This is a genomic window from Enterococcus gallinarum, assembly GCF_021496385.1.
GTDB classification, from domain to species: domain Bacteria; phylum Bacillota; class Bacilli; order Lactobacillales; family Enterococcaceae; genus Enterococcus_D; species Enterococcus_D gallinarum.
The window spans coordinates 3,253,638-3,268,008 of record NZ_CP050816.1 but is presented as its reverse complement, the minus strand read 5'-3'; the positions used below and the strand labels follow the sequence as shown (position 1 = coordinate 3,268,008).

The 14,371-nt window shown below is 38.4% G+C and carries 11 protein-coding genes; 8 read left to right on the top strand and 3 right to left on the bottom strand.

The genetic code is table 11. The annotated features are described in order from the left end of the window. The 7 genes from HED61_RS15735 to HED61_RS15705 all read left to right on the top strand — a co-directional run bounded on the left by HED61_RS15735 (window position 1) and on the right by HED61_RS15705 (window position 8,131). Complete coding sequence (locus HED61_RS15735) at window positions 1-474, top strand: GNAT family N-acetyltransferase (RefSeq protein ID WP_081131899.1); 474 nt, start codon at window positions 1-3, stop codon at window positions 472-474. Between the two features lie 224 nt (window positions 475-698). Next, window positions 699-3,308, top strand: a complete 2,610-nt coding sequence (gene mgtA / locus HED61_RS15730) for a magnesium-translocating P-type ATPase (RefSeq protein ID WP_234981438.1) — start codon at window positions 699-701, stop codon at window positions 3,306-3,308. 593 nt (window positions 3,309-3,901) lie between these two features. Beyond that, window positions 3,902-4,054: a hypothetical protein gene (locus tag HED61_RS15725; RefSeq protein ID WP_167757166.1), complete on the top strand. Its 153-nt coding sequence runs from the start codon at window positions 3,902-3,904 to the stop codon at window positions 4,052-4,054. A 95-nt stretch (window positions 4,055-4,149) separates the two neighbouring features. Continuing rightward, entirely contained in the window at window positions 4,150-4,620 is a 471-nt protein-coding gene (locus HED61_RS15720) for a hypothetical protein (RefSeq protein WP_219645082.1), read from the top strand. Between the two features lie 11 nt (window positions 4,621-4,631). Further along, the gene (locus HED61_RS15715; RefSeq protein ID WP_219645083.1) at window positions 4,632-5,297 is read left to right on the top strand and encodes a cell division ATP-binding protein FtsE; all 666 of its coding nucleotides are present in this window, start codon (window positions 4,632-4,634) and stop codon (window positions 5,295-5,297) included. A gap of 95 nt (window positions 5,298-5,392) precedes the next feature. Next, window positions 5,393-5,989: a hypothetical protein gene (locus HED61_RS15710; protein WP_234981401.1), complete on the top strand. Its 597-nt coding sequence runs from the start codon at window positions 5,393-5,395 to the stop codon at window positions 5,987-5,989. A 6-nt stretch (window positions 5,990-5,995) separates the two neighbouring features. Beyond that, window positions 5,996-8,131, top strand: coding sequence for a peptidase domain-containing ABC transporter (locus HED61_RS15705; RefSeq protein ID WP_219645085.1), 2,136 nt, complete (start codon window positions 5,996-5,998; stop codon window positions 8,129-8,131). Here HED61_RS15705 and HED61_RS15700 read toward each other — a convergent pair. From HED61_RS15700 to HED61_RS15690, 3 genes are all read right to left on the bottom strand, one after another. Continuing rightward, window positions 8,112-8,309 (bottom strand): hypothetical protein, encoded by a 198-nt coding sequence (locus HED61_RS15700; protein WP_135172159.1) that lies wholly within the window; start codon window positions 8,307-8,309, stop codon window positions 8,112-8,114. The genes HED61_RS15705 and HED61_RS15700 overlap by 20 nt on opposite strands. Then, a complete protein-coding gene (locus HED61_RS15695) occupies window positions 8,285-9,676 on the bottom strand; it encodes an MATE family efflux transporter (RefSeq protein ID WP_228073923.1) in 1,392 nt (463 codons plus the stop codon). The genes HED61_RS15700 and HED61_RS15695 overlap by 25 nt, the downstream gene beginning before the upstream one ends. A 210-nt stretch (window positions 9,677-9,886) precedes the next feature. Beyond that, the gene (locus tag HED61_RS15690) at window positions 9,887-10,513 is read right to left on the bottom strand and encodes a helix-turn-helix domain-containing protein (protein WP_219645086.1); all 627 of its coding nucleotides are present in this window, start codon (window positions 10,511-10,513) and stop codon (window positions 9,887-9,889) included. Window positions 10,514-11,117: 604 nt separating this feature from the next. Here HED61_RS15690 and HED61_RS15685 point away from each other — a divergent pair. Next, window positions 11,118-14,066, top strand: a complete 2,949-nt coding sequence (locus HED61_RS15685) for a MucBP domain-containing protein (protein ID WP_219645087.1) — start codon at window positions 11,118-11,120, stop codon at window positions 14,064-14,066. Window positions 14,067-14,371 lie beyond the last annotated feature (305 nt).

The window sequence follows — 14,371 nt, the reverse complement described above, 5'->3', positions numbered from 1 at the left end:
GTGCTTACGTTAATCAGATGGGATAGTTGTGACTATAAAGAAACATTAGTTTTGCGAAACCAAGTGTTAAAGGTTAGTGCGGGACAACCGTTATTAAGAGAGTCTCCAGCAGAGGAGAAACAAGCTATTCATTTGGTGGCAAGGCAAAATAAGCGGATTGTCGGCACCCTTCTTTTGCACCCTTGTTCGTCTAAGTGTATGCAAATAAAACAAGTGGCCATTCATCCAGATTATCAAGGGCAAGGGTTAGGGAAGAAATTACTAGTGTATGCGGAGCAAATTGCCAGAAATTTAAATTACTCGACCTTATTTTTAACAGGAAGAAAGCAAGCTTGGGGCTTTTATCGGAGATTAGGATATAGCGAAACAGAAGCCTATCAAGCAGATGCTTTGATCTTGAAGGTTTTCAAAAAAGACTTGTCAGTTGACCGATATTTTTTCAACCGGAAGGAGATGAAAACAAATGGACGATAGTCATTCGATACCAAAGGGTTTGGCAGAAGAGGAACAAAGAGATAGTCAGATACTATTGTCTATTTGTTTTTAGCGCCTTCTTCTTCAAACCCTCGCAAAAAAACAACAATGCTAGGAAACAATTTTCTTGATCATTCGAAGAGAGTTGTGGCGAACTATTTGGAGAGAAGGTAGAAAAAGTGGAAACAAAAAAACGACCTATTCAAAGCATTAATTACGGATTAATGGCAAAAAAAACGATCGAAACGATCTATGAAACCTTTCAGACTTCTAAAAGAGGACTGACTGAAGGACAAGCAATCGCGGCTAGGAACAAGTATGGATCAAATCAAATTTCCTATGGAAAGAAGACCCCATTCATTATGGAAGTCTTAAAAGCGTATATCACTCCCTTTACATTAGTGCTGATTGGGTTAGGGATTACCTCTTTTATCACTGAAGTCGTTATTGCGGCACCAGAGGAACGGGATTATTTTGGCAGTGGGATAATCTTTGTCATGATTTTGATTAGCGGCACCATGACGTTGATTCAATCTGTGCAATCAAATAAGGCTGCCGAAAAACTAAAGTCATTGGTTAAGGTTACTGCGACAGTGAAGCGTAAAAGCGTCTACGCAGAAGTACCGATGGAAGAAATCGTCTGTGGAGATATTGTGAAATTGTCTGCGGGAGACATGATTCCAGCGGATATCCGCTTGACTGCAACGAAAGACTTGTTTATTTCTCAATCTGCTTTAACGGGAGAAAGTTATCCGGTTGAAAAAAATGCCGAAGCAGTTGTTACAAGCCGTGATTCTGAAACAAGCTATGAAAATTTAGCCTTTATGGGAAGCAATGTCATCAGTGGTACAGCGGAAGGGGTTGTGATCGCTACTGGCAACCATACTCTTTTCGGTGATGTGGCAAAGTCATTGTCCACTAAGCCTATTCGAACCAGCTTTGAGTTAGGGATTCGCAAAACCTCGTTCTTATTCATCAAGTTCATGGCATTAATGGCACCGACGGTCATTGTCATTAATGGTTTCACGAAAGGCGATTGGATGGAAGCATTCCTGTTTGGCTTGTCAGTAGCTGTTGGGCTGACGCCAGAAATGTTGCCGATGATCGTAACAACGAATTTGGTCAAAGGCGCAACTGGAATGGCGAAAAAAGGCACTGTGATCAAGAACTTAAATGCGATCCAAAACTTTGGTGCGATCGATATCCTCTGTACGGATAAAACTGGCACGCTAACGCAAGACAAGATTATTTTAGAGTACCATTTGGATTTGACTGGAGAAGAAGATGAGCGAGTATTGCGGCATGCCTATCTTAACAGCTATTACCAAACCGGATTGAAGAACTTATTAGATGTTGCGATCATTGATGCGGCTAAAAAAGAATTAGGAGTCCCTGATCTCCCATATAAAAAGATCGACGAGATTCCCTTTGATTTTGAACGGAGACGAATGAGTGTGGTCGTAGAAGATCCGTCTGGAAAAACACAAATGATCACCAAAGGCGCAATCGAGGAAATGCTCAGCATCTCAAGTTATGTAGATTTCAAAGGAAAGGTGACTGCATTAACTGAGGAGATAAAACAAGAAGTTCTAAAAAAAGTCAATGAACTAAATGAAGATGGGCTACGTGTGATCGGGGTAGCTCAAAAAACGAATCCAAGCGTGGTAGGTGAATTTTCTGTAGCAGATGAATCTGAGATGGTTCTCATTGGGTATCTAGCGTTTTTGGATCCGCCAAAAGAAACCACGAAACAAGCACTGGAAACGTTAAAGAAACACGGAGTTGGCGTGAAAGTGTTAACTGGCGACAATGCGTTAGTAACGCAGTCTGTATGTCAGCAAGTTGGATTAGGGGCAGAAAAGCTGATCAGTGGAGAAGACATTCTAAATGTATCGGATAAAAAACTTAGTCAACTTGTTGAAAAATACAATGTTTTCGTCAAATTGAACCCGCAGCAAAAGCAGCGAATTACCGGGATTTTGAGAGAAAATGGGCACACAGTAGGATTTTTAGGAGATGGGATCAATGATGCGCCAGCAATGAAGGCAGCAGATGTCGGAATCTCAGTAGATACGGCAGTAGATATTGCCAAAGAATCGGCCGATGTTATTTTGTTAGAAAAAGATTTAATGATTTTAGAACGTGGGATCATTTCAGGACGAGAAACCTTTGGGAATATCATGAAATATATCAAGGCGACCGCAAGTTCTAATTTCGGCAATATGTTTTCGGTTCTCGTTGCTAGCACGTTTCTGCCATTTTTGCCAATGTTGCCGTTACAGATTCTTTTCCTCAACCTTATTTACGATATTTCCTGTGTATCGATTCCTTGGGACCACATGGATAAAGAATACTTGGATAAACCAAAGCGCTGGGATGCATCGAGTATCGGTAAATTTATGATTTGGTTAGGTCCAACAAGTTCAGTGTTTGATATTACTACCTATTTATTGATGTACTTCATTATTTGTCCAGCGGTAGTTGGTGGCGATTTCCATACGTTGACGCCAGAACAACAAGTCGCTTTTATCGCTGTCTTTCATGCTGGCTGGTTTGTAGAATCGTTATGGTCGCAAACACTCGTGCTCCACGCCTTGCGGACACCAAAGATTCCATTTATCCAAAGCCGCGGCTCATTCATTATGACAGCGATCACTTCATTAGGAATTGCCGTCGGGACATTCTTACCGTTTACGAACTTTGGCCAAAGTTTAGGCATGGCAGTTCTTCCATCAGCGTACTGGCTATGGCTGACCGCAACCATCATTGCCTACTTAGCCCTAGTAACGATTGTCAAACGTTTCTACATTCATCGTTATCAAGAATTGCTCTGAAAAAAAAATCTTTGACCGTAGAGCAAAAAATTTACCTTTAATAATCAGATAGGCTTTAAAGCAGTCCAGTAGATATGACCGAAGGATGTAGTCTTTTAGAAGAGTTGTCGTAGTAATGATTTAGCGTTTTTGATGGTAAAACAGGTTTTCTTGAGCGAAGCAGAGACGATTCAACTAGTAACTATGAAAAGACAGAAGTGATTGCGATTTGGATGGCCCGAGGATCAGGTGATAGCCTATTTTACCGGTGATCTGAAAAATATGCTTGCTTCTTTAGATCAAGCAACTCTTTGGTATAGTCAATGAAGAAAATAATCTTAGTTGGATTTCTAAATAGAGAGAATGTTGAATGCTCCACATTCTCTCTATTTGTTTTACCTTTTAATAATGAAGCGTATTTCTCTTTTTTCTATGTTTTAGCAGAAGCGCCAAAGTGATCATCCATCTATGACAGGAGCTTTTTCGTTTCCAAATATCGCCTGTTAAATTTTTGTATTTTGAAAATAAATTTATATTGTAATTGTTATAAATAAATATTATCATTATATTTGTAATATTCGGAATATTATAGCATTAAGAAGGAGGTAGTCCATATGAGGACAATGACTGAGACAGAAACTCGTTCTGTTAAAGGTGGATTTCATTGGCATTGTTGGGTATGTGGTGCTGGTGGCGGTACAAAAGCTGGTTACTTGCGTCATGTTCAAACAAATTCATTCCATATTTTCATTTCGTATTGGTCGTAAACCCGACTATCATTAGCATGCTATAATAATCAATTGATGGAAGAATGCTATAATTATTTGATTATAGTATTCTTTTTTAGGAGATGGATGCACGGATGCGCATAATAGATAAATGTATACTTTTAGGAATAACATTGGTATCTTTGGCAGCTTGTACAAATCCTGAGAGTTTAATCGAAAAAGATAGAAAATCAGAGGAAGAAAAAATCCTTGAGACCTTTTCTGATAAAGAAATCATCAAGCTAGCAGACTTGGATATCCAATTGAAAGAGGTAGAACAATCCAATGAGGGAGATCGGTCGGTGATCTCACTGACATTAGTGGTCATCAGTGACTCTTTACCGGAAAAAACCGAAATCGATAATCATATTTTCTCAGTAACTGCAGAACAGAATCAAGAACCCCTGACATCCATTGATGCGATTGATTCTTTTGTTTTAGACAACAAAAAAGAGCTAACCTATCGCTTTATCCTACATTCGAATACAGAAGTGGTTCTTTTCACTTTTGACTACATGAATAACTCGCAACATATGACCAAACACTACGATGTATATCTAGAGTAGGGGGAAATGTGATGATTCAGTTTAGAGATGTAACCATCCATTCATTAGCCAAAAAAGAAGTACTCACCAAGGTCACCCAACTATTTCCAGATGATAAACCTAGTTACATTATTGGTAAAAGTGGTGCAGGAAAGTCGACGATACTCAAAGCAATTTTTGGCGAAGTTCCTGTAGCTTCTGGAGAAATCATCTTAAATGATGAAGAACTGAACTATGATACACTGCCCGACACTCTCTCCAATCGACGGAAAATTGGCTTTATTTTTCAGGATTTTCGATTGATTGAATCTTTTACAGTATTTGAGAATATTGCCTATGTCCTTCATATCAAAAATGAACCTGTAGAAAAAATTCGTTATGAAGTCGAACAACTAGCTTTTGAGCTAGGCATAGAAGAGAAGTTAGCTGACTATTGCCATCAGCTCTCTGGCGGAGAACAACAACGAGTGGCGATTGCTCGTGCATTGATCAAGCAGCCGCAGGTTATTCTTGCAGATGAGCCAACAGGGAATTTGGACCCACTCCGTGGGAAAGAGATTATTCAGCTTATCAATAGTCTTTCGTTACAAAAGAAAATCACGACACTGATCGTTACACATGACTATACGCTTATTCCAGAAAATAGTAACGTCTATCAATTAGAGAACCAGCAAGTGCTAAAACTAGGTGAACAGTAGTAAATCGTTTACCAGAAGGGAGCAATAGGTGCTGTCGGATGAATCAGATAAAGAATTCAATCAGGATTATCAAAAAGAAAATAAGCAGAAACAAGTTGGTACTATCACGATTCTTCACACCTACGTTTTTTTCAGTCGTCTTAGTTGAAGGAATGTTACGATTGTATCTTTTCTTTTATGTATTCAGATCATTTCAAGAGCAAGAAAACAAACGTATTCCATTATTGGCAAAACTGTTAAATCCAAACACTGGTGATGAACTAGCCTTGTTTCTTTCAATATTAGAAATCAGCAGTTTGATTATGATGGTTGCCGGTGCAGCCTATTTGTTCTTTTTTTCTGTTCTTTCACTTAAAAGAGAACGAATTTTAGAAGAAACAGAATTAAGAGTGAAAGCAAGTTTAGGGGTTTCGCCCAAAATCTTAACTTTTGAGTTTATAGGCGAATCGATGGTGACAATGATTGTGGCATCCGTAATGAGTATAGGCTTGGTGAACCTGTTGTATACGAGCATCTACATATTGTTTCAATCAAGTTGGGTAGCAGCCTATTTGATTGCTCCGCTTACTCTTTTTGTTCACTACGATTTAGTCATTAGTGGCTTATTGCTGCTTTTTCTGACTGTATTGACTGGTCATACCTATTTTAGAATCAAAAACCAATATTATAACCATCGGTGGAAAAGGAGCTGAATTTCCATGCTGAAGAGGGTGAGACAAAATGAACAAAAAGATTGTGGGGCTGCTGCCTTTGCGACATTGGCTAATTTATGCGGAAGAAAGATGTCCTTGGCTGAGGCAAGGGATTTAACCAGAAGTAACAGCACAGGAGCAACTTTACAGGGACTGATTGAAGCAGGAAGTAAAGTTGGCTTAACAGCCGAAGGATTAGAAGGATCGATTGGAGAACTAAGGGACGGTATCAGAAGCAAAGAGATTAACCTGCCTTTCATTGCTTTAGTCGTATTGGAAACAGGACTTTCTCATTTTTTGGTAGTAGAGGAATGGTCTGACACTAAGATAAAAGTATTCGATCCTGCACAAGGAGTAAAAAAGATTTCTGTAGGATATTTCGAAAAAATCTGGGGAGGATATATCGTTATCTTCCATAAGACAGAGTTGTTTTCCCCCGAGCAGACAACTTCTATTTCATATTATGGGACGCTTTTTTTTAAAGAGAAGTCACGTCTGTTGCTGGTTCTGCTTTTTTCCGTGGTTATCGCCCTTTTTTCTTTTCTGGGAAGTTTTTCCTATCAACGCATTATAGACTCGTTTATTTTGAACAGCGAATCTGCCATTCATGAGGAACATGCGCATACTTCAATTTTTGAAGAAGCATTCCACGAGATCTTGTATAATTTTCAATATTTGATTTTAGCTGTAGTTATATTGTATCTTTTTCAAGCAATCCTAAGTATTGTTCGCGCTTTCTTTATTGCAAATGTCTCTAAAAGAATGAATGACGATCTCTTTGCAGCTTTTTTTAAGAAAATTCTTTTTATGAAAGCGACTAATTTAAGAGCGAGAGATTCAGGCGAATTGATCACGCGTTATAATATCACAACGCAAGTACAACAAGTATTGACAAGACTTGTGCTCTCTATTTTTTTAGAAATATTTGTGGCTATTACTGGTGGAGCGATTTTATATATTATAAACAAGCAATTATTTCTTGTTACTACAGGGATTCTTTTAGGGTATACCGCTGTAAGTATAATTTTTATTAAACCATTAAACAAAATCAACAATGAATTGATCGAGAAAAATGCGCGAACATTAAATGTGTTGAATGAGACATTTACTGGATTTGAAACGATCAAACTTTTTCAAAGAGAGTCGTTTTTTTTAGGAAAATTTCTGAAGCAGGCCAAATCGTTTACTCATACTGGGAAATATAGTGTGATCTTACAAAATAGCCAAGCTAGCTTCATTCTTTTGCTTGAGTCATTGGGAACAATTCTTGTGTTGTGGCAAGGAAGTACGCTGGTTGTTGCTGATAAATTGAGTTTAGGCGCTCTGATTGCATTTATCTCACTGATTACTTTTTATACCTCACCGGTTCGAAATATTATCGAGTATCAAAGAGAAATTCAAAATGTCCTTGTAATGATGAGAAAGCTCAGTGATGTGATGGATGATGTAAGTGAGGAAAATGAAGAAGAAAACGAAGTATTGAACGATACTCTGAAGAAAGAGTGGCGATCAATAGAGTTTAAGGACATTTACTTCTCCTATGCCGCAGACAGCTATATCATTAATAATCTATCTGTTAGATTCAAAGCTGGGATGTCCTATGCTTTGGTGGGCAAAAGCGGGAGTGGGAAAACAACATTTATGCATCTTCTTTCTTCCTTATACAGCCCGGATAAAGGAACGATTTTGCTGAATGATGAAGAAATACATGAGAACAAGAAAAACTACAGAAAACAGATTGCTTATGCATCAAATGATCCATTCTTAATGTTCGGAACAATTAGAGAAAATCTGACATTAGGAATGGAGGTCAGTGATGAAGGCTATCTTATTGAAGTATTAGAGGCAGTAGGTGTCACTGAAATGACGAACAGCTTTGCAAATGGGTTAGATACTGTTGTGCTGGAGAATGGGGAAAATTTATCGAGTGGTCAAAAACAGAGAATCGCAATTGCTCGTGCTCTGTTAAAAAAACCGAAAATTCTATTATTGGATGAAGCATTCAGCAATTTAGACACCAATAGTAAACTGGGAATCCTCAAATTTATTGAAAGCAAATTAAAATCCTGTATACGCATATATGTTTCTCACGATGACTTAGTTTCTTCAAAAGTGGATGAAATCATTCGATTTGGCTCGTAACTAATGAATTTGGAAGACTATACAAAACAGAAGCAACAAAATAAACGGTTGCTCCTGTTTTGTAAACGGAAAGCTTAAGCCATAGACGGGGAATTTTTTTACTAGTACTGGTGATTGTCACTACGGCAAAGATTGGCAATATCTTCCAAACACCTAAGTCAACTGATGATGATGCCATTTCTTTCCTCGAAAACGCAGCAAGAAGATCAAACCTCGAACACCCCATTCCAAAGTCATCACAAAATAGATCCCCGTTAAACCGTAACCCCAAACGATGCCGACTAGATAGCCCATACCGATTCTGAAGATCCACATCGATAGTAACGAAGTCAAGGTAGTGAAATTGGCATCGCCAGCTGCCCGAAGAGCTGATGGAAGAATAAAGCCAATGCTCCATGTCAAAAAATGCATCACAATGGCAATCAGATACAAGCGATAAATGTCCGGTAAAATGGCAGCGGGTGGATTGAACAGCTTCATGCCTAGCGGAAAGAAGGGCAATAAACTTAAGTCAACTAGGAGAAAGGCAATCATTCCAGTAATAACAAAGGTTTTGGTCAGCTTTCTTGCATCAACAATATTACCTCGACCAATGCATTGTCCGACGATCGGGACGAGTGACGTAGCTAATGCACTCGGAACGATTTCAGAAATTTGGATCCAAGAAGAAGCAATCGCATTCGCAGCAATTACGTTCGTTCCAAAGCTGACGATCATTGTTTGTATAATGATTTTCCCACCATTAAAGAAAATAGATTCCGCTGCAAAGGGAATGCTGACTTTCAACACTCGAGCGATCAATGGAATCTGAATGCGGAGAAAATCTTCCTTCTTTAACAAAAAAAGGGAACGATTTGCTCGTAAAGTATAAAAGGCAAAGAGCATACCAAGAAATCGCGAGATCAGCAATGAAGTAATTAACCCAATCATTCCCATTTCAAAAATGCTGATGAATACAACATTACCAACAATATAAACGAAATTCATGAGTAATGAGAGCTTTAAAGACGCTTTGGTACGGCCAATTCCCCGCAAACTTCCATTGGTTCCTTCGATGACCGCTTGCATGGGATAAGAAGCCAATAAACCCAGTAAATAAAGTTGTGCGTTTGCTAGAACAAGCGGTTCTGCATGACCGAATAAAAGATGCAAGATTCCTTGATGGAAACAGGCGATGAGAAGACTGATCATCAAAGCCATCAACACTGCACCATAAACAGTCCCACTGCAAACTTTACTTAGCTGCTTCATTTCTTTTTTGCCAAAATATTGTGCCATCAGCACGGTTCCACCTAATCCTACAGCAGTGAAGGCATTAACGAGGAAAAAGTGCAGACTGCCAACCATGCTGACTGCGCTGACCGCAGTGGTTCCAGCCGAACTGATCATAGCGGTATTGATAAAATTAAAACTGACCAAAAAAAATTGATCGAGGACAACTGGAAAAACAAGCGACAAAATAAAACGATGCGACACATCTTGACCAGAATAAAAATGTTTGATCCGACCCACAATGCTACTGACTGTTGAATGGACAGTTTTCAAGGAGACACATCCTTAATTTTATTGAAATGCACACGTGTTCATTTCAATGCTATCCTTTCTAGCTGCTTCTGTCAATGAGGAAAAACAGTTACAGCACAAATTTGTGGTTGTACAAAAAGACGACCGAAATTCCTATAATTTCGGTCGTCTTTTATTTTGATGGACATTGAGAGCATGCGTTCGTCAGGCTCTATTTTTTATTAGCCAAGGTTAAAAGACAAATTTACGTCGGTCAAAGATCAGCAAAATCCCAGTTGCTTTGAAAGCTAGATAGATAAAATGACCATAGTTATGACCAATCTCAGTTAAGACGGATGAATTGGCAGTTCGATTTGACCAATAAGTAAAGCCTAAAATAATCGTTAGTATCAGAAGTCCTTTACTAATTGTGAGAACAATCGTTTTGATTGAAAGAGTCTTTTTTTTGAGAATAAAAAAAGCAATCAAAAGGATTATATCTGCTAAAAGCAGAAAGTGGCTGATGCTCGTCCAAAGAGAAAGAGTGCCAGTTGGTGTCAAGAAATCCACAAAAACACAAAGGATCACAACAATTAAATTTAATAGATAAGGAATCCGATAAAAAATTGTTTGGTTTGTTTCTTGTAAGAGATCATTGTCGACTTCGCTATTTGGCATTTCCTGATCTGTGATTAACAAGGAATCTAAATTTATTTGATACAACTCACTTATTTTTACTAATGTATCAATATCTGGCGTACTCCGATTGTTTTCCCAATTTGAGATGGTCTGTCTAGTCACGAATAGTTTTTCGGAAACTTCTTGTTGTGTAAAGCCCATTTTTAAGCGGCTTTCCTTCATTTTTTCTGCTAAGCTCATTTTTCTGCTCCTTTAGATTTATCCTATCATAGGTTGAAAAAAACTAGCAACTTTTAAGTTGCGATACTTGAAGACTTCACAAAATAGGATCGCACCCTGACTAAATTAAAAAATAATGATAGTTCCATTATTTATTTTATTGGAAAGAGAGATGCTCGTTTTTTCATTTCATGAATGAGTGCATTTAGGACAAGTTTTGTTTTGGTGATCTGCAGCTTTTTTTTATGGAATAAGGCAAAAGTTGCTATCTGTTAAGTTAGAAAAGTTTACTGCAGAAAAAAGATATACAATGAATCCTGTTTTTATAAAATGCTGATATACCAATGATGCAAAGAATCTTTGCGTTGATTTGACATGTGTTTGCTTGATAAAAGAAGTTCATTAGACATAAACTTCATACGAGGTGATTGGGATGCAAAGAAAGTAATTTGTGGAATAAATGTTTGATTAAGAGAATTGTTTTTATGACCGAACAGAAAACGAATGAAACCAAATGATTGATGGAATCAAATAATTGTAAATTAAAAAAAGATAAATTATACTGTTTTGACATCTGAAATAAGCGAGTTTAATTTTAAAAGGAAGAAGGTTAAGGTGAATGTTTGTGAAACAGAGAATTAAGATTTATTTGTCAGTAATCATCCTTTTAAGTGCAGCATTAGGGATACCTGCATTTACAGTTTATGCTGAGTCTCAAACGATGGCTGTTTTAGAAGATGCACAAGAAACACAAGAGACTTCAGTGGAAAGTCAAACGAAGGAAAAGATGTTAGCTGTCACAAGTTCAACGACAAGTTCTACTGATGATCTACCTTCCTCAAGTCTAGTATCGGAGCAGACAGATAACAGTCAAAAAAGAAGTGAAGAGACAGAACAAAATACAGACGAGAGGGAGACGCAGGTTTCAACAGATGAAAAATCACAATCTTCTGCAGAAATAGAGTCTCGAGCGGCTAAAGTAGCGGAAGCACAGTTGAAGATCCATGTTTCGGATAGCAACGTTAATCAAGGGATTTCGGGTGCTTATTTTACCTTTACTTCTGTGCATTCAGGCGCAGAATACTTATTAGTTACTGACATAAATGGCGATATTTCTGTTAATGTACCCGCAGGAGCATATATGTTGAAACAAGTTGGTACAACTGACCAAAAAGAAAATTATGCTTTTACTTCCACGGGAAATTCTATCGAACTTCAACCAGGTGAAGTGAAGTCTTTATCTTTATATGAACGGCATATCACTGGCGAATATGCTTTTGGTAATAGCCCGGATACCATTCATCTCCCAGTTGGGGGAACATTTGACTTTACTACGCAAGCACTAGGAATTGAAGCGTTCAAACTGAATTTTTCAGGTGCGATTGAAAAAAGTATTTCTGCATCACAAATCTATCCCTATTACAGCAATGTTGATACAAGTGTGCCTGGAAGTTATGTGGCGATATTTATGGCAAGGCAAGCTACCTATAGTGTGAATACAACACATGTTGTCCATGTAATCGTTGATCCGGCAAGTGTAGGCGAAGTGACAGTCAAGTATGTCGACACAGATGGGAATGAAATCCATCAGGAGCAATCATTAACAGGAGCTGTGGGAGAAACGTATGATACAACTACAACTGACTATCAGCTAGCAATCGATGGGTATACATTAGATACTACGCAGTTACCGGATAATATGACGGGCACTTTCAGTGATACAGCCCAAACCGTGACCTACGTTTATACCAAAGATCCCATCCATGCAGCAGATGTGATGGTGGAATATGTGGATAATGAAGGAAATCAAATACACGAACCACAAACACTAAGTGGTAATATTGGGGAAAAGTACGATGTCAGCACGCCAACGTATCAGTTAACAATCGATGGCTATACATTAGATAGTACGCAATTACCAGACAACATGACGGCCACTTTCAGTGAAAATGCGCAAACAGTGACTTACGTCTACATCAAAGATCCCGTTCCCGCCGCGGATGTAACAATTGAATATGTGGATAGTGAAGGAAACCAACTTCACGAATCGCAAATCTTAAAAGGCACTATTGGGGAAAAATACGATGTCAGCACGCCAACGTATCAGTTAACGATTGATGGGTATACACTAGACAAAAATCAATTACCAGATAATATGACTGGAGTTTTCAGTGATACAGCCCAAACAGTGACCTACGTCTACACTAAAGATCCGATGCTAGCAGCGGATGTAACAATTGAATATGTGGATAGTGAAGGAAACCAACTTCACGAATCGCAAATCTTAAAAGGCACTATTGGGGAAGAGTATGATGCCAGCACGCCAACGTATCAGCTAACAATCGATGGCTATACATTAGATAGTACGCAATTACCAGACAACATGACGGGCACTTTCAGTGATACAGCCCAAACAGTGACCTACGTCTACACTAAAGATCCGATGCTAGCAGCGGATGTAACAATTGAATATGTGGATAGTGAAGGAAACCAACTTCACGAATCGCAAATCTTAAAAGGCAATATTGGGGAAAAATACGATGCCAGTACGCCAACGTATCAGCTAACGATTGACGGCTACACATTAGATGCTACGCAATTACCAGATAATATAACTGGAGTTTTCAGTGATACAGCCCAAACCGTGACTTACGTCTACACCAAAGATCCTGTTCCGGCAGCGGATGTGACAATCAAGTATGTGGATAGTGAAGGCAAAGAAATACATGAATCACAAGCAATAAGTGGAAAAATTGGGGAAAAATACGATGCCAGTACGCCAGACTATCAGTTGACAATCGATGGGTATACATTAGATACTACGCAGTTACCGGATAAGATGACGGGCACCTTCAGTGATACAGCCCAAACAGTGACCTACGTCTACACCAAAGATCCTGTTCCGGCAGCGGATGTAATGATTAAATATGTGGATAACGAGGGCAAAGAAATTCACAAGTCAAAAACCTTAACAGGTAATATTGGGGAAAAGTATGATGCCAGCACGCCAACGTATCAGCTAACAATCGATGGGTATACATTAAATACTACGCAATTACCGGATAATATGACGGGCACTTTTAGTGATACAGCCCAAACCGTGACTTACACGTATACAAAAAATCCCTTCCTAGCAGCAGATGTAACGGTAAAATATGTGGATAATGAAGGAAACCAAATTCACGAATCACAAACCCTAATAGGCAACATTGGGGAAAAGTATGATGCTAGTACGCCAGACTATCAGTTACCAATTGATGGTTATACACTAGACACAAATCAATTGCCAGACAACATGACCGGGACTTTCAATGAAACTGAACAAACAGTGACTTATGTCTACACAAAAAATACTTTTCAAATAATCGATAATTCGAAACAAGTAACGTCGAATACAAAAACTGAGAACAATAACATAAAAACAAATCTAAAGGTAACAACTGCTAGAACAGCTAAAACAACATCCACAGCCCAAAGAACATTGCCTCAAACAAATGAAAAAAGCAATGGCTATCTTTTTCTTGGATTGGGCTTGACGAGCTTTGTAGGCTGGGTCTTATGGCGCAGAAAATGATGAATACACACATTGTTTGAAGTTCAATAGAAACTTTTGCTAGCTTTCAATGACATTCGTTGAAGCTAGCAGAAGCGATATTGACTCAGAGAAAGCGATTTGTTATACTGACCCTGAAAATAACTATGCCATCTAATATGATGAATGGAGTATGCTTGGTGAGTGTCACAGATATCTAATCAATAAGCTGAATAGACAAATAAACAGAGGTTTATTTGTTGTGCTTGTAGAAGTGATATCTGTCGATAAAGAGGATTATTGTGATCTCAGACGATAGGATGACTATCGTCTTTTTTTATACCCTT

What these genes read in the sequence shown, in the direction of transcription:
- HED61_RS15700 (WP_135172159.1), bottom strand. Translation starts at nt 8,309, where the DNA reads ATGGCATCATCATCAGTTGACTTAGGTGTTTGGAAGATATTGCCAATC.
- HED61_RS15720 (WP_219645082.1), top strand. Translation starts at nt 4,150, where the DNA reads ATGCGCATAATAGATAAATGTATACTTTTAGGAATAACATTGGTATCT.
- HED61_RS15715 (WP_219645083.1), top strand. Translation starts at nt 4,632, where the DNA reads ATGATTCAGTTTAGAGATGTAACCATCCATTCATTAGCCAAAAAAGAA.
- mgtA (WP_234981438.1), top strand. Translation starts at nt 699, where the DNA reads ATGGCAAAAAAAACGATCGAAACGATCTATGAAACCTTTCAGACTTCT.
- HED61_RS15690 (WP_219645086.1), bottom strand. Translation starts at nt 10,513, where the DNA reads ATGAGCTTAGCAGAAAAAATGAAGGAAAGCCGCTTAAAAATGGGCTTT.
- HED61_RS15705 (WP_219645085.1), top strand. Translation starts at nt 5,996, where the DNA reads ATGCTGAAGAGGGTGAGACAAAATGAACAAAAAGATTGTGGGGCTGCT.
- HED61_RS15725 (WP_167757166.1), top strand. Translation starts at nt 3,902, where the DNA reads ATGAGGACAATGACTGAGACAGAAACTCGTTCTGTTAAAGGTGGATTT.